The 20,526-nt window shown below is 42.4% G+C and carries 18 protein-coding genes; all 18 read left to right on the top strand.

Features of this window, described 5'->3' with window-relative positions; translation table 11 throughout:
• The 18 genes from cheB (at position 1) to rimP (ending at position 20,503) form a co-directional block, all read left to right on the top strand.
• Positions 1 to 1,068, top strand: coding sequence for a protein-glutamate O-methylesterase CheB (cheB, locus tag NZD81_RS06855; protein ID WP_014663984.1), 1,068 nt, complete (start codon positions 1 to 3; stop codon positions 1,066 to 1,068).
• A 5-nt stretch (positions 1,069 to 1,073) separates the two neighbouring features.
• A complete protein-coding gene (gene cheA, locus NZD81_RS06850; RefSeq protein WP_040083165.1) occupies positions 1,074 to 3,089 on the top strand; it encodes a chemotaxis protein CheA in 2,016 nt (671 codons plus the stop codon).
• Positions 3,090 to 3,110: 21 nt separating this feature from the next.
• A complete protein-coding gene (gene cheW, locus NZD81_RS06845; protein ID WP_003231938.1) occupies positions 3,111 to 3,581 on the top strand; it encodes a chemotaxis protein CheW in 471 nt (156 codons plus the stop codon).
• 18 nt (positions 3,582 to 3,599) lie between these two features.
• Complete coding sequence (gene cheC, locus NZD81_RS06840; RefSeq protein WP_003231935.1) at positions 3,600 to 4,229, top strand: CheY-P phosphatase CheC; 630 nt, start codon at positions 3,600 to 3,602, stop codon at positions 4,227 to 4,229.
• Positions 4,226 to 4,726: a chemoreceptor glutamine deamidase CheD gene (gene cheD, locus NZD81_RS06835; RefSeq protein WP_014476818.1), complete on the top strand. Its 501-nt coding sequence runs from the start codon at positions 4,226 to 4,228 to the stop codon at positions 4,724 to 4,726. Before cheC ends, cheD begins: the two co-directional genes overlap by 4 nt.
• A gap of 22 nt (positions 4,727 to 4,748) precedes the next feature.
• Positions 4,749 to 5,513: an RNA polymerase sigma-28 factor SigD gene (gene sigD, locus NZD81_RS06830; RefSeq protein ID WP_003220911.1), complete on the top strand. Its 765-nt coding sequence runs from the start codon at positions 4,749 to 4,751 to the stop codon at positions 5,511 to 5,513.
• Positions 5,514 to 5,541: 28 nt separating this feature from the next.
• On the top strand, positions 5,542 to 6,045 hold the full coding sequence (locus NZD81_RS06825) for a Swarming motility protein SwrB (RefSeq protein WP_134975527.1): 504 nt from the start codon (positions 5,542 to 5,544) through the stop codon (positions 6,043 to 6,045).
• Positions 6,046 to 6,188: 143 nt separating this feature from the next.
• Positions 6,189 to 6,929 carry a 30S ribosomal protein S2 gene (rpsB, locus tag NZD81_RS06820; RefSeq protein WP_003220918.1) on the top strand — a complete coding sequence of 247 codons (741 nt, stop codon included), beginning with the start codon at positions 6,189 to 6,191 and terminating at the stop codon, positions 6,927 to 6,929.
• A gap of 101 nt (positions 6,930 to 7,030) precedes the next feature.
• The gene (tsf, locus tag NZD81_RS06815) at positions 7,031 to 7,912 is read left to right on the top strand and encodes a translation elongation factor Ts (protein WP_014663986.1); all 882 of its coding nucleotides are present in this window, start codon (positions 7,031 to 7,033) and stop codon (positions 7,910 to 7,912) included.
• Positions 7,913 to 8,057: 145 nt separating this feature from the next.
• A complete protein-coding gene (gene pyrH / locus NZD81_RS06810) occupies positions 8,058 to 8,780 on the top strand; it encodes a UMP kinase (protein WP_003220923.1) in 723 nt (240 codons plus the stop codon).
• Between the two features lies 1 nt (position 8,781).
• Positions 8,782 to 9,339 carry a ribosome recycling factor gene (frr, locus tag NZD81_RS06805; RefSeq protein WP_003231927.1) on the top strand — a complete coding sequence of 186 codons (558 nt, stop codon included), beginning with the start codon at positions 8,782 to 8,784 and terminating at the stop codon, positions 9,337 to 9,339.
• A 130-nt stretch (positions 9,340 to 9,469) separates the two neighbouring features.
• Positions 9,470 to 10,252 (top strand): undecaprenyl pyrophosphate synthase, encoded by a 783-nt coding sequence (locus NZD81_RS06800; RefSeq protein ID WP_040083163.1) that lies wholly within the window; start codon positions 9,470 to 9,472, stop codon positions 10,250 to 10,252.
• 3 nt (positions 10,253 to 10,255) lie between these two features.
• Entirely contained in the window at positions 10,256 to 11,065 is an 810-nt protein-coding gene (cdsA, locus tag NZD81_RS06795) for a phosphatidate cytidylyltransferase (protein WP_014663989.1), read from the top strand.
• Positions 11,066 to 11,126: 61 nt separating this feature from the next.
• Positions 11,127 to 12,278, top strand: coding sequence for a 1-deoxy-D-xylulose-5-phosphate reductoisomerase (dxr, locus tag NZD81_RS06790; protein WP_243571835.1), 1,152 nt, complete (start codon positions 11,127 to 11,129; stop codon positions 12,276 to 12,278).
• A 6-nt stretch (positions 12,279 to 12,284) separates the two neighbouring features.
• The gene (gene rseP / locus NZD81_RS06785; RefSeq protein ID WP_014663991.1) at positions 12,285 to 13,553 is read left to right on the top strand and encodes an RIP metalloprotease RseP; all 1,269 of its coding nucleotides are present in this window, start codon (positions 12,285 to 12,287) and stop codon (positions 13,551 to 13,553) included.
• Positions 13,554 to 13,585: 32 nt separating this feature from the next.
• Positions 13,586 to 15,280 carry a proline--tRNA ligase gene (gene proS, locus NZD81_RS06780; RefSeq protein ID WP_243571834.1) on the top strand — a complete coding sequence of 565 codons (1,695 nt, stop codon included), beginning with the start codon at positions 13,586 to 13,588 and terminating at the stop codon, positions 15,278 to 15,280.
• A 109-nt stretch (positions 15,281 to 15,389) separates the two neighbouring features.
• Positions 15,390 to 19,703: a PolC-type DNA polymerase III gene (locus NZD81_RS06775; RefSeq protein ID WP_282372060.1), complete on the top strand. Its 4,314-nt coding sequence runs from the start codon at positions 15,390 to 15,392 to the stop codon at positions 19,701 to 19,703.
• A gap of 329 nt (positions 19,704 to 20,032) precedes the next feature.
• Positions 20,033 to 20,503, top strand: a complete 471-nt coding sequence (rimP, locus tag NZD81_RS06770; protein ID WP_014663994.1) for a ribosome maturation factor RimP — start codon at positions 20,033 to 20,035, stop codon at positions 20,501 to 20,503.
• Positions 20,504 to 20,526 lie beyond the last annotated feature (23 nt).

The raw sequence follows: 20,526 nt of genomic DNA, 5'->3' as shown, positions 1-20,526 counted from the left end.
TTGATTCGTGTGCTTGTAGTTGATGATTCAGCTTTCATGAGAAAAATGATAAGTGATTTTCTGACCGAGGAAAAGCAGATAGAAGTAATCGGAACTGCCAGAAACGGAGAAGAAGCGCTTAAGAAGATTGAATTATTAAAACCGGATGTTATTACTCTTGATGTTGAAATGCCTGTCATGAATGGGACAGATACGCTTCGCAAAATTATTGAGATTTATAACTTGCCGGTCATCATGGTATCGAGCCAGACCGAAAAAGGTAAAGAGTGCACAATTAATTGTTTGGAGATCGGTGCCTTTGATTTTATCACAAAGCCATCAGGCTCAATATCTTTAGATTTGTACAAAATTAAAGAACAATTAGTTGAGCGTGTCGTCGCGGCAGGTCTTTCCGGCAAGCGGAACCGTCCTGTTTCCCAAACGGTTCGGCCCGAACCTATTGTGCGTGTTAAGCCTGAATTGAGCAAACCGAAAGCCGGCACAGGCAGACAAATTGTGTGTATCGGCACATCAACTGGCGGTCCAAGGGCGTTACAAAAGGTGATACCGAAGCTTCCTAAGGACTTGAACGCACCAGTGGTTGTCGTTCAGCACATGCCTGAAGGATTTACTGCTTCTTTGGCTGATCGGCTGAATCATTTATCTGACATTCAGGTGAAAGAAGCAAAAGATGGTGAAGCAGCTCTTAACGGCTGTGTTTACATAGCACCGGGCGGAAAAAACATTTCCGTTATTAAAAGTAGCGGAGGACTCCAGATTGTGCTTGATAATCTCGATACCCCGAGCCGTCATAAACCATCTGCTGATTATTTATTCCGTTCTGTCGGTAAACTGACAGATTATGAAAAAGTAGCGGTTATTATGACCGGAATGGGCAGTGACGGCACTGCAGGGCTAAAGGACATGCTAACAGCCGGCAATGTGAAAGCCATTGCGGAGTCTGAAGAATCTTGTGTCGTTTACGGGATGCCAAAAGCTGCTGTTAAAGCGGGTCTCATTCATGAGATTAAACATGTAGAAGATATCGCAGCATCCATCACAAGCTGTGTGAAAAAAGAGAGGGTGTGATTCAAATGGATATGAATCAGTATTTAGATGTCTTTATTGATGAGAGTAAAGAACATTTACAAACATGTAATGAAAAGCTTCTCCTTTTAGAGAAAGACCCGACTGACCTTCAGCTCGTACATGATATATTCAGGGCTGCCCATACATTAAAAGGAATGAGCGCAACGATGGGCTACACGGATTTAGCGCATCTTACCCACCTGCTTGAAAACGTGCTGGATGCAATCCGAAACGGAGACATGGCAGTTACCTCAGAATGGCTGGATATTTTGTTTGAAGCTCTGGATCACCTGGAAGCTATGGTTCAGTCTATTATTGATGGCGGGGATGGTAAAAGAGATATCTCAGAAGTGAGTGCCAAGCTTGATGTAAATGGTGCACACACTGAATCTGCTGCATCCGCGGAACCTGCAGAAGCACCGAGTTCAGCATCTGATTGGGAATATGATGAATTTGAACGTACAGTTATACAAGAAGCGGAGGAGCAAGGATTCAAACGATATGAAATCAAGATTTCTCTGAACGAAAACTGTATGTTAAAAGCAGTTCGTGTCTATATGGTGTTTGAAAAACTAAATGAAGTCGGAGAAGTAGCCAAAACAATTCCAAGTGCTGAAGTGCTTGAAACAGAAGATTTTGGAACTGACTTTCAAGTTTGTTTCTTAACACATCAATCAGCAGAAGACATTGAACAATTAATCAATGGCGTGTCGGAAATTGAGCATGTTGAAGTCAGTCAAGGGGTTCCTTTAACATCAGCTGAAAAGCCTGAGGAATCTAAGCCTGTAGACTCGCCGGCAGCTGTACCTGCGAAGCAGGAAAAACAAAAACAGCCTGCTAAAAACGATGAACAGGCGAAGCACTCAGCCGGCGGATCCAAAACAATTCGTGTCAACATTGACAGGCTTGATTCTTTAATGAACTTATTTGAAGAGCTTGTCATTGACCGCGGACGTCTTGAGCAGATTGCGAAAGAGCTTGAGCACAATGAACTGACTGAAACGGTTGAACGGATGACGAGAATTTCCGGAGATTTGCAATCGATTATTCTGAATATGAGAATGGTCCCGGTTGAAACCGTTTTTAACAGATTCCCGAGAATGATTCGCCAGCTTCAGAAAGAGCTGAATAAAAAAATTGAACTCTCGATCATCGGCGCGGAAACTGAGCTGGATCGTACAGTGATTGATGAAATCGGAGATCCTCTCGTTCATTTGATCAGAAACAGCATTGACCATGGTATCGAGGCGCCGGAAACGCGTTTGCAAAAGGGAAAACCGGAATCAGGAAAAGTTGTGCTTAAAGCTTATCACAGCGGTAACCATGTCTTTATCGAAGTAGAAGATGACGGTGCAGGCCTTAATCGCAAGAAAATCATGGAAAAAGCGCTTGAGCGTGGGGTCATAACGGAAAAAGAAGCTGAAACCTTAGAAGACAACGAAATTTACGAATTGATTTTTGCTCCGGGGTTCTCAACCGCTGACCAAATTTCTGATATCTCTGGCCGCGGCGTCGGACTTGACGTTGTAAAAAACAAACTGGAGTCTCTAGGCGGTTCAGTCAGTGTGAAATCAGCCGAAGGTCAGGGCTCTCTATTCAGTATACAGCTGCCGCTTACCTTATCTATTATTTCAGTCCTGCTGATTAAGTTGGAAGAAGAGACATTTGCCATTCCGATTTCTTCAATCATTGAAACAGCAGTCATTGACAGAAAAGACATTTTGCAAACGCATGACCGTGAAGTGATTGACTTTAGAGGGCATATTGTCCCTGTCGTTTATTTAAAAGAAGAGTTTAAAATAGAAGATACAAGAAAAGATGCGGAACAGCTCCATATCATTGTCGTGAAAAAAGGCGACAAACCTACTGCATTTGTGGTGGACTCCTTTATTGGCCAGCAGGAAGTTGTGCTTAAATCACTCGGAGATTATTTAACAAACGTCTTTGCAATTTCCGGAGCTACTATTTTAGGAGACGGAGAAGTAGCGCTCATTATTGATTGTAATGCACTGATTATTTAACCATTCGAGGAGGTGTCTCACATGACTGCAGAAATTAAAACAGGCGAAAAAATGATTGTCTTTATGGTAAATGGAAAAGAATACGCCATTTCCGTCACTCAGGTGAAATCAATTGAAAAATGGCAAAAGCCAACGAGGGTACCTGGCGTCGAACCATATATTTGCGGGGTAATCAATTTGCGCGGGGTGGTGACTCCGGTTATTGATTTAAGAAAGCGCCTGAATTTGCCAGAGTATGAAATTACCGATGAAACACGAATTATCATTATTGCTTATCGTGATATTGAAGTCGGCTGGATTGTGGATGAAGCGAATGATGTGATTACCGTACACGAAAGTGAAATAGAATCCGCTCCAGAAGGCGTTCAGAAAGATACGGATGTGTCGATCGAACAGATTGTGAAACAAGAGAACAGACTCTTAAATATTATTGATGCGAACGCGGTTTTGGATAAAGAATCATCTCAGTCCGCTGTGCCCGATCAAGCTTAATCTTAAAGGGGTTATGACATGAGTATTTTTAATGGAATCAAAGAAGAGCAGATGGACATTTTGCGGGAAGTCGGTAATATAGGCGCCGGCCACTCCGCCTCTGCAATGGCCCAGCTGTTAAATAGAAAGATAGATATGGAAGTCCCATTTGCAAAGCTGCTGTCTTTTGATGAGCTTGTCGATTTTTTCGGCGGTGCTGATGTCCCGGTTGCCAGCATCTTTTTAAGAATGGAAGGCGATTTAACGGGTTCGATGTTCTTTATAATGCCTTTTTTTCAGGCGGAGCAATTTATCAGAGAGCTGATTGGAAACCCTGATTTTGATATAGAGGACTTAGGTGAAGATCATATGAGCTCATCCGCTTTGCATGAACTGGGCAATATTTTAGCGGGATCATATTTAACAGCTTTGGCAGATTTGACTAAACTCCAGCTTTATCCAAGTGTTCCTGAAGTTTCATTGGACATGTTCGGAGCTGTGATCAGCGAAGGGCTGATGGAGCTCAGTCAGGTTGGAGAACACGCCATTGTGGTCGACACGTCAATTTTTGACCAGAGCCATCAGCAAGAGCTGAAAGCGCATATGTTTATGCTGCCGGACTATGATTCATTTGAAAAGCTCTTTGTCGCCTTAGGTGCATCATTATGAGTACAACTGAGGCTGTTGTTATAAAGGTTGGGATTGCTGATGTGAAGATCGCCCGCTTCCCGGATACCATTCGGACCTCTGGTTTGGGCTCATGTGTGGGGTTGGTGCTTTATGATAAAGAAAAGCAAACGGCGGGTCTTGTTCATGTCATGCTGCCGGATTCGACGTTATCGAAAACTGCAGAGCTTAACCGGGCTAAGTACGCTGACACTGCCGTAAAGACCACGATTGATATGCTGATAGAAGCGGGATGTAGGAAATTTGCATTAAAAGCAAAGCTGGCCGGCGGATCAGAGATGTTTAAATTTAAATCGACAAATGATTTGATGAAGATCGGACCGAGAAATGTATTAGCGATAAAAGAACAGCTGTCTTTATTTAATATTCCTATTATTAGTGAAGATACGGGCGGCTCAAGCGGCCGGACGATAGAATTTGAACCGAAGTCCTGCATGCTGCATATTCGAACTGTTAAACAAGGTGAAAAAACGATTTAATTAAGGTATTAGGGGGATAACAATGCAATCCTTGAATTATGAAGATCAGGTGCTTTGGACGCGCTGGAAAGAGTGGAAAGATCCTAAAGCCGGTGACGACTTAATGCGCCGTTACATGCCGCTTGTCACATATCATGTAGGCAGAATTTCTGTCGGACTGCCGAAATCAGTGCATAAAGACGATCTAATGAGCCTTGGTATGCTTGGTTTATATGATGCCCTTGAAAAATTTGACCCTAGCCGGGACTTAAAATTTGATACCTACGCCTCGTTTAGAATTCGCGGCGCAATCATAGACGGGCTTCGTAAAGAAGATTGGCTGCCCAGAACCTCACGCGAAAAAACAAAGAAGGTTGAAGCAGCAATTGAAAAGCTTGAACAGCGTTATCTTCGGAATGTATCGCCCGCGGAAATTGCAGAGGAACTCGGAATGACGGTACAGGATGTAGTGTCAACAATGAATGAAGGTTTTTTTGCAAATCTGCTGTCAATTGATGAAAAGCTCCATGATCAAGATGACGGGGAAAACATTCAAGTCATGATCAGAGATGACAAAAATGTTCCGCCTGAAGAAAAGATTATGAAGGATGAACTGATTGCACAGCTTGCTGAAAAAATTCACGAACTCTCTGAAAAAGAACAGCTGGTTGTCAGTTTGTTCTACAAAGAAGAGCTGACACTGACAGAAATCGGACAAGTATTAAATCTTTCTACGTCCCGCATATCACAGATCCATTCAAAGGCATTATTTAAACTAAAGAATCTGCTGGAAAAAGTGATTCAATAATGAATTTCATGGTTAGCGAGTGAAAAACATGTCAACACTATTATGGCTTTTAAGCTTTACGCTCCACGGCGTTCTTCTGTACGCTGTCATTATCCTGTATACGAGGCTCGCTGCAGTGAAAGAAACAGAAAAACAGCAAAAGCAGATACTTGAAGAGACGGAAAACACTTTGGCCGCGTTTCTCCTTGAATTAAAAGAAGAAAATGAGAAACTGATAGAAAACGCCGCTCCATCTTCAAGTCAATCTGACGCAGAATCTCAAAAGACAGATCTTCAGCACTTTGAAAAACATCCAGAGCGGGATGCAGTTCAAGAAATAGAGAACCTTCCTGAACATATTGAAGGTCTGATTACTGAGGTTGACCGTCGGGAAGAGATCGTAAACAGTGATGTCCCATCATTTGAAGACCAGGTCATAGAATTATATGAACAGGGGTATTCGGCAAGTCAAATTGCTCAGAAACTGAAGAGCGGAAAGACAGAAATCGAGCTATTTTTAAAATTTCGCTCCAAAGGTGTAAAGGATTCTTGATTGTCGGATAAAGCTGTGTTATATTATGTCTTGGTGTTAAATACACACGCTTAACGATTTATGCAGAGGGTGCTGCAGGCGGCAGTTCTGCACAAAAATGACCTAAGCGGAGGAAAAAAACCATTATACTAGGAGGAAATAACATGTCAGTCATTTCTATGAAGCAATTGCTTGAAGCTGGTGTTCACTTCGGTCACCAAACACGCCGTTGGAACCCAAAAATGAAGCGTTACATTTTCACGGAGCGTAACGGAATCTACATCATTGACCTTCAAAAAACAGTCAAAAAAGTAGAGGAAGCTTACAACTTCACTAAAAATCTTGCTGCTGAAGGCGGAAAAATCCTTTTCGTCGGAACAAAAAAACAAGCTCAAGATTCTGTTAAAGAAGAAGCTCAACGCTCTGGCATGTACTATGTCAACCAACGCTGGTTGGGCGGTACATTAACAAACTTTGAAACAATCCAAAAACGTATTAAACGTCTTAAAGACATTGAAAAAATGCAAGAAAACGGTACGTTTGATGTACTTCCTAAAAAAGAAGTCGTTCAATTGAAAAAAGAATTAGAGCGTCTTGAAAAATTCCTAGGCGGAATTAAAGATATGAAGGATCTTCCTGATGCATTATTCATCATCGATCCTCGCAAAGAGCGCATCGCTGTTGCGGAAGCTCGCAAATTAAACATCCCTATCATCGGTATCGTAGATACTAACTGTGATCCAGATGAAATCGATGTTGTAATCCCAGCGAACGATGACGCTATCCGCGCTGTTAAACTTCTAACTTCTAAAATGGCAGATGCAATCTTAGAAGCGAAGCAAGGCGAAGAAGAAGCGGAAGTTGCTGAAGAAACTGCACCAGAAACAGAAACAACAACTGCGTAACCTATTCAAAAGGTGATAAGAGGGACTGCCTTTTATCACCTTTTTTCAAGAAAAATGTGTAATATACATACTCTTGTTTAAACATATAAGGAGGAATACAAATGGCAATTACTGCACAGCAAGTAAAAGAACTGCGTGAAAAAACTGGCGCGGGCATGATGGATTGTAAAAAAGCGTTAACTGAAACTGACGGAGATATGGACAAAGCAATTGACCTTTTAAGAGAAAAAGGGATTGCAAAAGCAGCGAAAAAAGCTGACCGTATCGCAGCAGAAGGTTCTACTCTTATTAAAACTGACGGCAACAAAGGTGTTATCCTAGAAGTAAACTCTGAAACTGACTTCGTTGCGAAAAACGAAGGATTCAAAGAGCTTCTTAACACTTTAGCTGACCACCTTCTTGCAAATGCACCTGCAGATGTTGAAGAAGCAATGGGTCAAAAAATGGAAAATGGCTCTACTGTTGAAGAGTACATCACAAGCGCAGTTGCTAAAATCGGTGAGAAAATCACTCTTCGCCGCTTTACAGTTCTTACAAAAGACGACAGCTCTGCATTCGGTGCTTACCTTCACATGGGCGGCCGCATCGGTGTATTAACTGTTCTTAACGGTACAACTGACGAAGAAATTGCGAAAGATATCGCAATGCACGTTGCTGCGGTTAACCCTCGTTACATTTCTCGTGATCAAGTTTCTGAAGAAGAAGCTAACCATGAGCGTCAAATCCTAACTCAGCAAGCCCTTCAAGAAGGCAAACCTGAAAACATCGTAGCGAAAATGGTTGAAGGCCGTCTGAACAAATTCTTCGAAGAAATTTGTCTTTTAGACCAAGCGTTCGTTAAAAACCCAGATGAAAAAGTGAAACAAGTTGTTGCAGCGAAAAACGCAACTGTTCAAACTTATGTCCGCTACGAAGTTGGAGAAGGCATCGAAAAACGTCAAGAAAACTTTGCTGAAGAAGTAATGAACCAAGTGAAAAAATAATGGCGAAAAGATTTCGCGGCCAAGTCGCGACTTTTCAGGCAGTATAGGGGACACAATTTGTGTTCCCTATTTTTAAAACTATATTTACAAACCTTTTTTTCTCTTGCATAATAGAAAACGGCAATGTTTACACTTGGAGGTTATCATGGAAAAACCAAAATACAAACGTATCGTATTAAAGCTTAGCGGGGAAGCATTGGCAGGAGAACAGGGAAACGGAATTAACCCAACTGTCATTCAATCCATTGCAAAGCAAGTGAAAGAAATCGCTGAGCTTGAAGTCGAAGTGGCTGTTGTAGTAGGCGGCGGCAACCTATGGCGCGGAAAAACAGGAAGTGACCTGGGCATGGACCGTGCGACTGCTGACTATATGGGGATGCTGGCGACAGTTATGAATTCGCTTGCTCTTCAAGACAGCTTGGAAACACTCGGAATCCAGTCCAGAGTGCAAACATCCATTGAAATGAGACAAGTTGCTGAACCGTACATAAGAAGAAAAGCGATACGCCACTTAGAAAAAAAACGTGTCGTTATTTTCGCTGCGGGCACAGGAAACCCATATTTCTCAACTGATACAACAGCTGCACTGCGAGCTGCTGAAATTGAGGCAGACGTTATTTTGATGGCTAAAAATAATGTTGACGGTGTGTATAATGCTGATCCTAGAAAAGATGAATCAGCTGTTAAGTATGAATCACTTTCTTATCTTGACGTTCTTAAAGACGGCCTGGAAGTCATGGATTCAACAGCATCATCTTTATGCATGGATAATGACATTCCGCTTATCGTCTTTTCTATTATGGAAGAAGGAAATATCAAACGTGCCGTTATCGGTGAATCAATCGGAACGATCGTGAGGGGGAAATAACGTGTCAAAAGAAGTATTAACTCAAACAAAAGAAAAAATGGAAAAAGCAATTGCTGCTTATCAGCGCGAATTGGCTACTGTACGCGCAGGCCGTGCAAATCCATCTTTATTAGATAAAGTAACGGTTGAATATTACGGGGCACAGACACCTTTAAATCAGTTGTCTTCTATTAATGTGCCTGAAGCTCGTATGCTCGTTATCACGCCATACGACAAAACAGCAATCGGCGATATCGAAAAAGCGATTTTAAAAGCTGATTTAGGTCTTACACCGACAAGTGACGGCAATATGATTCGAATTGCAATTCCGGCACTAACGGAAGAGAGACGGAAAGAATTAGTGAAAGTTGTAAAAAAATATGCTGAAGAAGCAAAAGTAGCTGTCCGTAACGTTCGTCGTGATGCTAACGATGATCTCAAAAAACTTGAGAAAAACGGAGACATTACTGAGGATGAATTGCGTGCTTCCACTGAAGACGTTCAAAAACTGACAGATGAATATGTGTCAAAAATTGACAGTGTCACAAAAGACAAAGAAAAAGAAATCATGGAAGTTTAATGAAAAACTATGTACAATAGATAATAGTGAAAAGACCCTCTCATGTTTACAGGGGGTTTTTTTGTTAATACTGTTGATTACACTGATGATCAGCAGGGAATGTAACCTTTTTGGGTGACGGAGGAATCTCATGCTCAACATACTCAAAAATTGGAAGAATCAGCAAACTGCGGCTTCCAACTTAGAACGTTATACAAAAGAAGACATACTTAAGGGAGAAATTCCCGAACACATCGCCATTATCATGGATGGAAATGGCCGTTGGGCTAAAAAACGCTCTCTTCCCAGAATTGCAGGCCACCATGAAGGGATGAAGGTGGTAAAAAGGACAACGAAGCTCGCAAACGAATTAGGTGTCAAAGTGCTGACTTTGTATGCATTTTCAACAGAAAACTGGAAAAGACCGAAAATGGAAGTCGATTTTTTAATGAAGCTTCCGGAAGAATTTTTGAATACGTATCTTCCAGAGCTTGTTGAGGAAAATGTACAGGTTCGGATCATTGGGGATGAAACAGCTTTGCCGGCGCATACATTGCGTGCGATTGAAAAGGCTGTTCAGGATACGGCGCAAAATGATGGAATGATCCTTAATTTTGCCCTTAACTATGGAGGCCGTACTGAAATTGTCACTGCTGCAAAATCACTCGCGGAAAAAGTGAAGGAAGGCTCTTTGAATATTGAAGACATTGATGAATCGCTTTTTTCTACTTATTTAATGACTGAATCTTTGCAGGACCCTGAACTTTTAATTCGAACGAGCGGCGAGATAAGACTGAGTAACTTTATGCTATGGCAGGTGGCCTACAGTGAATTTGTCTTTACTGACGTCTTGTGGCCTGATTTCAAAGAAGATCACTTCTTACAGGCGTTAGGAGAGTTTCAGCAGAGAGGCCGGAGGTTTGGCGGAATTTAGAGGATGGTGGACATGAAACAAAGAATTTTGACAGGTGTTCTGGCAGCAATTGTATTTTTATTTTTGGTTATTGTCGGGAAATTGCCGTTCACCATATTAATTTATGCTATGGGCAGTGTGGCGCTTTTTGAACTTTTACGGATGAAAAAGCTGAAGATGATTTCACTGCCGGGTTTGATCGGTCTTTTATTATTGTGGATGTTCTTATTGCCAAGCCAGTATTCGCTTTTCGAAGCGGACGGAATTTCCAAAATGGAAATCGCTTTGTTTGCGGTATTGCTTTTGCTGACTTACACAGTGTTGGTCAAGAACACCTTTACTTTTGATGAAGTCGGATTTATTACGCTTGCCGCAATCTACATCGGAATGTGTTTTCATTATTTTATCGAAATCAGAAATCTTGACCAATACGGATTAACATACATTTTTTATGCATGTGTTGTCATTTGGTCCACTGATTCCGGTGCATATTTTGTCGGTAAAGCGCTTGGGAAGCGAAAACTGTGGCCTGAAATCAGTCCGAACAAAACAGTGGAGGGTTTTGTAGGCGGAATTGTCATCGCACTTGTATTGGCGACGATTTTTCAGCTTGTGGCACAACTTCCGATCCCGTATATCTATCTGCTGTTGATCACGCTGTTTTTGTCTGTTTTCGGACAACTTGGAGATTTAGTGGAATCCGCCTTGAAAAGACATTACGATGTAAAGGATTCTGGGAATATTCTTCCCGGGCATGGCGGTATATTAGACCGTTTTGACAGTTTCTTGTTTGTCATGCCTTTCTTGTACTTTCTGCTTGCCCTTTTTTCATAAAAAAGTCTAATATGAATATGAGACTGATCATGCAGCAATAAGAATAGGAGTAGTGGCAACTTTGAAAAATATTTGTCTTTTAGGAGCAACAGGATCAATCGGCGAACAAACTCTTGACGTACTGCGTGCGCATCAAGATCAATTTCAGCTGGTGTCTATGTCGTTTGGCAGAAATATTGATAAGGCCGTTCCAATGATTGAGGCCTTTCAGCCGAAATTTGTCTCTGTCGGTGATCTGGATACATATCATAAATTAAAACAAATGTCTTTTTCTTTTGAATGCCAAATCGGGCTGGGAGAAGAAGGACTGATAGAAGCAGCAGTAATGGAGGAGGTTGACATTGTTGTCAACGCTTTGCTCGGCAGCGTCGGCCTAATCCCGACATTAAAGGCGATTGAACAGAAAAAAACAATTGCGCTTGCAAATAAGGAAACTCTTGTCACTGCAGGGCATATAGTAAAAGAACATGCTAAGAAATATGATGTTCCGCTGCTGCCTGTTGACAGTGAGCATTCAGCCATTTTTCAAGCCCTCCAAGGCGAACAGGCCAAAAACATTGAACGCCTCATCATTACGGCATCAGGCGGAAGCTTTCGGGACAAGACGCGGGAGGAGCTCGAATCAGTAACTGTTGAGGATGCATTAAAACATCCGAATTGGTCAATGGGTGCAAAAATTACAATTGATTCGGCTACAATGATGAATAAGGGATTAGAGGTGATCGAGGCACATTGGCTTTTCGATATACCTTATGAACAAATTGATGTGGTTTTACATAAGGAGAGCATCATCCATTCAATGGTTGAGTTTCATGATAAAAGTGTGATCGCGCAGCTTGGAACTCCGGATATGAGAGTCCCAATTCAATATGCGCTCACATATCCTGACCGGTTGCCATTACCAGATGCGAAAAGGCTTGAATTATGGGAAATCGGCAGCCTTCATTTTGAGAAAGCTGATTTTGACAGGTTCCGATGCTTACAATTTGCATTTGAATCAGGTAAAATAGGAGGAACAATGCCGACAGTGCTAAATGCGGCAAATGAAGTAGCTGTCGCTGCCTTTTTAGCCGGCAAGATACCGTTTTTGGCTATTGAAGACTGTATCGAAAAGGCACTAACCCGCCATCAATTACTGAAAAAACCGAGCCTGGCGGACATTCAAGAAGTGGACAAAGATACCCGGGGATACGTCAATTCAATACTCACATAAGGTGGTATGTTCGTGAATACAGTTATAGCGTTTATCATTATTTTCGGAACGCTCGTTTTCTTCCATGAACTGGGCCATTTATTGCTAGCCCAAAGAGCGGGAATTCTCTGCCGTGAATTTGCGATCGGCTTCGGTCCAAAGATTTTTTCTTTCAAAAAAAATGAAACAGTTTATACGATCAGGCTGCTTCCGGTCGGCGGATTTGTTCGTATGGCCGGCGAAGATCCGGAAATGATTGAGGTGAAACCCGGTTACACGGTTGGGCTTCTGTTTAATAAAGAAGATCAAGTTGAGAAAGTCATCATCAATCAAAAGGAAAAATATCCGGATGCTTTAGTCATTGAAGTGGAAACAGCGGATTTAGAGCATGACATGAAGATTACCGGTTATGAACAAGGGAAAGAGGACGAACTTTCCAGCTTTACGGTCAGCGAAACATCCTTTTTCATTGTAGACGGAGAAGAAGTGCAGATTGCGCCGTATAATCGCCAATTTGGTTCCAAACCTGTGTGGAAGCGGATCAAAGCCATTGCTGCAGGACCGATTATGAACTTTATTTTAGCTTACGTCATTTTAGTGATGCTTGGGCTGATTCAAGGTGTACCGTCAAATGAGCCTATGCTCGGACAGCTGACAGACAATGGACGGGCGGCCGAAGCAGGGCTAAAAGAAGGGGATTACATCCAAAGCATCAACGGAGAAAAAATGAGGTCTTGGACTGACATTGTCTCCGCTGTAAAAGAAAACCCGGAAAAAGAAATGGACGTTGCAGTAAAAAGAGATAACAAAACGCTTCATATTTCAGTGACTCCGGAAGCTGTTAAAGATGAGAATAAAAAAACAATCGGACGTTTCGGCTCCTATGCGCCGACTGAAAAAGGCGTTCTTTCAGCGGTGGCTTATGGCGCGACATCAACCGTTGATGTCACCAAAGCCATTTTAACCAACCTGAGCAAATTAGTAACAGGCCAATTTAAACTTGATATGCTGTCAGGTCCTGTCGGCATATATGACATGACAGACCAAGTGGCGAAAACAGGGATAGTGAACTTATTTCAGTTTGCTGCGTTTTTAAGCATTAACCTTGGGATTGTCAACTTGCTTCCGATTCCGGCACTTGACGGGGGAAGACTGTTATTTCTATTTATTGAAGCGATTCGGGGCAAACCGATTAACAGGGAAAAAGAAGCATTTGTTGTGTTTATCGGAGTAGCTTTCTTAATGCTTCTTATGCTGGTCGTCACATGGAACGATATCCAGCGGCTGTTTTTGTAAACGAAAAGTAAATCAATCAGAGGTGCGAAGAAATGAGACAAAGCTTGACGCTTATTCCTACGCTCCGTGAAGTTCCAGCTGATGCCGAAGCAAAAAGTCATCAGCTTCTTCTGAGAGCAGGATTTATCAGACAGAATACGAGCGGGGTATACAGCTATATGCCTCTTGCGTATAAGGTGATTCAAAACATTCAGCAGATTGTTCGAGAAGAAATGGAGAAAATTGATGCCGTAGAAATGCTCATGCCCGCATTGCAGCAGGCTGAGACATGGCAGGAATCAGGCAGATGGTATACGTATGGTCCCGAACTGATGAGACTAAAAGACCGTCATGGCCGTGAATTTGCTTTAGGGGCAACGCATGAAGAAGTTATCACTTCACTTGTTCGCGATGAGGTTAAATCTTATAAGCGTCTCCCTCTGACTCTGTATCAAATTCAGTCTAAATTCAGAGATGAAAAACGTCCTCGCTTCGGTTTGTTAAGAGGCCGCGAATTTATTATGAAGGATGCGTACTCATTCCATGCATCTGCAGAGAGCCTGGATGAAACGTATCAAAAAATGTATGAGGCTTATTCAAATATTTTTGCCCGCTGCGGCATTAATGTAAGACCTGTTATTGCTGATTCAGGCGCAATGGGAGGAAAGGATACGCACGAATTTATGGCGCTTTCTGCGATCGGAGAGGATACGATTGCGTATTCTGATGAATCACAGTACGCGGCTAATATCGAAATGGCTGAAGTTCTTTACCAGGAAGTCCCTTCAAATGAAGAACCAAAAGCTCTAGAGAAGGTTCATACGCCTAACGTGAAAACAATTGAAGAACTGACTGCGTTCCTACAGGTTTCTGCTGAAGCATGTATTAAGTCAGTATTGTTTAAAGCCGATGACCGTTTTGTCCTAGTGCTTGTTAGAGGGGACCATGAAGTGAACGATATTAAAGTGAAAAATTTGCTTCATGCAGAGGTTGTAGAGCTTGCCACACATGAAGAGGTCATTCAGCAGCTCGGAACAGAACCAGGGTTTGTTGGCCCTATCGGTATTCATCAGGATGTGGAAGTGTATGCCGATCAAGCTGTGAAGGCAATGGTCAATGCTGTTGCCGGAGCAAATGAAGGAGATCATCATTATCAAAATGTCAATGTGAACCGTGACGCCCAAATTAAAGAGTTTGCAGATCTTCGTTTTATTAAGGAAGGTGATCCTTCACCAGACGGCAAAGGAACGATCCGTTTTGCTGAAGGGATCGAGGTCGGACAAGTCTTTAAGCTCGGAACACGCTATTCAGAAGCGATGAATGCGACATATTTAGATGAAAATGGACGCGCGCAGCCAATGATGATGGGCTGTTACGGAATCGGCGTGTCAAGAACGCTTTCTGCTATTGCTGAACAGCATCATGACGAAAAAGGCTTAATATGGCCAAAAAGCGTTGCACCGTACGATCTTCATATTCTTGCTTTGAACATGAAAAACGATGGGCAAAGAGAGCTTGCTGAAAAGCTGTATGCCGATTTAAAAGCTGAAGGCTATGAGGTGCTCTATGACGACCGTGCTGAGCGTGCCGGCGTAAAATTCGCTGATTCAGATCTAATCGGCCTTCCAATCCGCATTACTGTCGGAAAACGGGCTGACGAAGGCATTGTCGAAGTGAAAATCCGCCAAACAGGTGAGTCAACTGAGATTTCAGTAGACGAATTATCCGCATTTATCAGCAAGCAGTAATCACCATAACGATTTATCAAAAAAACATGTTAAAATAGATATAATATAAGGTACCTCATTGCCTGAGGTACCTTCACTTATGATGTTTTTAGGGAGGGATACTGTCTTAATGGAACAGTTATCAGTAAACAGAAGGCAGTTTCAAATTCTTCTGCAGCAGATTAATATGACAGATGATACCTTCATGACCTACTTTGATGATGGTGAGATTAAAAAGCTGACAATTCACAAAGCTTCTAAGTCTTGGCATTTTCATTTTCAATTTAAATCTTTGCTGCCTTTTCAAATATATGACACATTAACAACGAGGCTCACGCAATCGTTTGCCCACATAGCAAAAGTGACATCTTCAATTGAAGTTCAGGATGCCGAGGTCAGTGAAAGTATCGTTCAAGACTACTGGTCACGCTGCATTGAAGAACTGCAGGGCATTTCGCCGCCGATTATCAGCCTTTTAAACCAGCAAAAACCGAAGCTGAAGGGCAATAAACTGATTGTCAAAACCAAAACGGATACAGAAGCGGCTGCGCTAAAAAACAAATACAGTTCCATGATTCAAGCAGGCTACCGTCAATTTGGCTTTCCGGATCTTCAGCTTGATGCTGAAATATTTGTATCCGAGCAGGAAGTTCAAAAGTTTCGGGAGCAAAAGCTTGCAGAAGACCAAGAGCGGGCTATGCAGGCCTTGATTGAAATGGAGAAGAAAGATAAAGAAAGTGATGAAGACCAAGCTCCATCTGGTCCTCTAGTCATCGGTTATCAGATTAAAGATAACGAGGAAATCCGGACACTTGACAGCATCATGGACGAAGAACGGAGAATTACGGTCCAAGGTTATGTGTTTGATGTGGAGACGCGCGAGCTGAAGAGCGGGCGCACGCTGTGTATCTTCAAAATTACAGACTATACAAATAGTATTTTGATCAAAATGTTTGCACGTGAAAAAGAAGATGCGGCACTGATGAAGTCTCTGAAAAAAGGAATGTGGGTAAAAGCACGCGGAAGCATTCAAAATGATACATTTGTCAGAGACCTTGTCATGATCGCAAATGACGTAAACGAAATAAAAGCAAAAACCCGTGAAGATTCAGCACCTGAAGGAGAAAAAAGAGTGGAATTGCATCTTCATTCCCCAATGAGCCAAATGGATGCTGTTACGGGTATCGGAAAGCTTGTCGAACAGGCGAAAAAATGGGGGCATGAGGCCATCGCTTTGACCGACCATGCTGTCGTTCAATCCTTCCCTGATGCGTATTCTGCGGCCAAAAAGCATGGAATTAAAATGATTTACGGGATGGAAGCGAATCTCGTGGATGATGGCGTGCCAATTGCTTATAATGCCGCACATCGTCTGCTCGAAGAAGAAACATATGTTGTTTTTGACGTTGAGACGACAGGATTGTCTGCTGTATACGATACCATTATTGAGCTGGCTGCAGTAAAAGTAAAAGGCGGAGAAATTATTGATAAATTTGAGGCGTTTGCGAACCCGCATCGTCCGCTTTCCGCCACAATCATAGAGCTGACAGGGATCACTGATGATATGCTACAAGACGCTCCGGATGTCGTAGATGTCATAAGAGATTTTAGGGAATGGATTGGCGATGATATCCTTGTCGCTCATAATGCAAGCTTTGATATGGGGTTCTTAAATGTAGCCTATAAAAAGCTTCTTGAAGTCGATAAAGCTAAAAACCCGGTCATTGATACACTTGAGCTTGGCCGTTTTCTCTATCCGGAATTTAAGAACCACCGGTTGAACACACTTTGTAAAAAGTTCGATATCGAACTCACACAGCACCACCGTGCGATCTATGATACTGAGGCAACCGCTTATTTGCTTCTGAAAATGCTGAAAGACGCAGCTGAAAAAGGCATTCAGTACCATGATGAGCTGAATGAAAATATGGGTCAGTCCAATGCTTATCAAAGATCAAGACCGTATCACGCCACATTGCTTGCTGTGAACAGCACGGGACTCAAAAATTTATTTAAGCTCGTGTCACTTTCTCATATTCATTATTTTTACAGAGTGCCCCGTATTCCGAGGTCTCAGCTTGAGAAATACAGGGAAGGGCTTCTGATCGGTTCAGCCTGTGACAGGGGAGAGGTTTTTGAGGGAATGATGCAAAAATCGCCTGAAGAGGTGGAAGACATCGCGTCATTCTATGATTATCTTGAGGTTCAGCCGCCTGAAGTGTACCGTCACTTGCTGGAGCTTGAACTGGTCCGCGATGAAAAAGCGCTGAAAGAAATTATTGCGAATATCACCAAACTGGGGGAAAAGCTTAATAAACCGGTTGTTGCTACGGGAAATGTTCATTACTTGAATGATGAGGATAAAATCTACAGAAAGATTTTAATATCCTCACAAGGCGGGGCAAATCCGCTGAACAGGCACGAGCTGCCAAAAGTGCATTTCAGAACGACAGACGAAATGCTTGAAGCTTTTTCTTTCTTAGGCGAAGAAAAAGCGAAGGAAATCGTAGTCACCAATACCCAAAAGGTTGCATCTTTAGTTGATGACATCAAGCCGATTAAAGATGATTTATATACGCCGAAAATCGAAGGCGCCGATGAAGAGATCAGAGAAATGAGCTATCAGCGTGCAAGAAGCATTTACGGGGAAGAGCTGCCTGAAATTGTCGAAGCACGGATTGAAAAAGAATTAAAGAGTATCATTGGCCACGGCTTTGCTGTTATTTACTTGATCTCTCACAAACTTGTAAAACGTTCACTAGATGACGGGTATCTCGTTGGTTCCCGTGGTTCCGTAGGATCTTCATTAGTTGCGACACTTACTGAGATTACCGAGGTAAACCCGCTGCCGCCGCACTATGTTTGTCCTGAGTGCCAGCATTCTGAGTTCTTTAATGACGGTTCTGTCGGTTCTGGTTTTGACCTGCCTGACAAAACATGTCCTCATTGCGGAACACCTTTGAAAAAAGACGGCCATGATATTCCATTTGAAACGTTCTTAGGATTTAAAGGGGACAAAGTACCTGATATCGATTTGAACTTCTCGGGAGAATATCAGCCGCAGGCACACAATTACACAAAAGTGCTGTTCGGAGAAGACAATGTATATCGTGCGGGTACAATAGGCACGGTGGCAGAAAAAACAGCCTACGGTTATGTAAAAGGCTATGCCGGAGACAATGATCTTCATATGCGCGGTGCCGAAATAGATAGGCTCGTACAGGGATGCACAGGTGTAAAACGTACAACTGGACAGCACCCCGGCGGTATTATCGTAGTTCCGGATTATATGGATATTTATGATTTTTCACCGATTCAGTTCCCGGCAGATGCCACAGGTTCAGAGTGGAAAACGACTCATTTTGATTTCCACTCCATCCATGACAACCTGTTAAAACTGGATATTCTCGGACACGATGATCCGACTGTCATTCGGATGCTTCAAGACTTAAGCGGAATAGATCCAAAAACAATTCCGACGGATGATCCTGAAGTGATGAAGATCTTCCAGGGAACCGAATCACTCGGTGTGACGGAAGAACAGATCGGCTGTAAAACGGGCACGCTTGGAATTCCTGAATTCGGAACCCGATTTGTCCGGCAGATGCTTGAAGATACTAAGCCGACAACTTTTTCAGAGCTCGTTCAGATTTCAGGCTTGTCTCATGGAACTGATGTATGGCTAGGCAATGCGCAGGAGCTCATCCACAATAATATTTGTGAGCTGAGTGAGGTTATCGGCTGCCGTGATGACATTATGGTGTATTTAATCTATCAAGGCCTTGAGCCGTCCCTTGCCTTTAAAATCATGGAATTTGTGCGTAAAGGAAAAGGATTAACGCCTGAATGGGAAGAAGAAATGAAAAATAACAATGTCCCAGACTGGTATATTGATTCTTGTAAAAAGATTAAATACATGTTCCCGAAAGCCCACGCCGCGGCATATGTATTAATGGCAGTCCGCATTGCTTACTTTAAAGTGCATCATGCTCTTTTGTATTATGCGGCTTATTTTACCGTTCGTGCGGACGACTTTGATATCGATACAATGATCAAGGGTTCTACAGCAATCAGAGCGGTTATGGAGGATATAAACGCTAAAGGACTTGATGCTTCACCGAAGGAAAAGAACCTTCTGACTGTTTTAGAATTAGCGCTTGAAATGTGTGAGAGAGGCTATTCATTCCAAAAAGTCGATTTATATCGCTCCAGCGCTACAGAGTTTATTATTGACGGCAACAGTCTTATCCCGCCGTTTAACTCTATCCCTGGATTAGGAACGAACGCTGCTTTGAACATTGTAAAAGCTCGCGAAGAAGGTGAATTCCTCTCAAAAGAAGATTTGCAAAAGAGAGGGAAAGTATCAAAAACCATTTTAGAGTATTTAGATCGCCATGGCTGTCTGGAATCACTGCCTGATCAAAACCAATTGTCACTGTTTTAACATGGAAAGCAGAATTTCTCGGAAATTCTGCTTCTATGCATACATAAGCGCAAAAAGTGTCATCGTAATATTAGAGTTTCTGTCACTTGCTTAGGCATGAAGGTAAGCGTATATCCATTTGCAATAAAAATATGGTTATGGTATAGTTTTATTGGAAATGCTAACGATTACCGAGGCAAAGAGTGGGGAAACCCGCTCTTTTGTATTGAACAAGAGAATTTTGTCTCGACATGTTCATCGTTTACTTTTTAGCCCCTGCTCTTTTGAAGCAGGGTTTTTATGCAGAGTGACGAGACGAATATGAGATCGACAGCACAAGGAGGAAGAACATGAGCAAAAAAGTGACTGACACCGTTCAAGAAATGGCTCAGCCAATCGTAGACAGCCTTCAGCTGGAACTCGTTGACATTGAATTTGTCAAAGAGGGCCAAAGCTGGTTCCTTCGCGTGTTTATTGATTCCGATGACGGTGTGGATATTGAGGAATGTGCCAAAGTAAGCGAAGCTTTAAGCGAAAAGCTTGATGAGGCAGACCCAATTAGCCAAAATTACTTTCTTGAAGTCTCATCTCCAGGAGCTGAGCGTCCGCTAAAGAAAAAAGCCGATTTCGAAAAATCACTTGGAAAAAATGTATACATTAAGACGTACGAGCCTATTGAAGGCGTAAAAGTGTTTGAAGGTGAACTGGCTGAATTTGATGGACAAACAGTGACAGTTGAGATCACGATCAAAACAAGAAAGAAACGGGTCAATATTCCGTATGAAAAGATAGCTAATGCAAGATTAGCTGTTACATTCTAATGAATACAAATGTTTTAAGGGGG

Source organism: Bacillus sp. B.PNR1 (genome assembly GCF_030386235.1).
Lineage (GTDB): Bacteria > Bacillota > Bacilli > Bacillales > Bacillaceae > Bacillus > Bacillus stercoris.
This window is presented reverse-complemented; position numbering and strand designations above follow the sequence as displayed.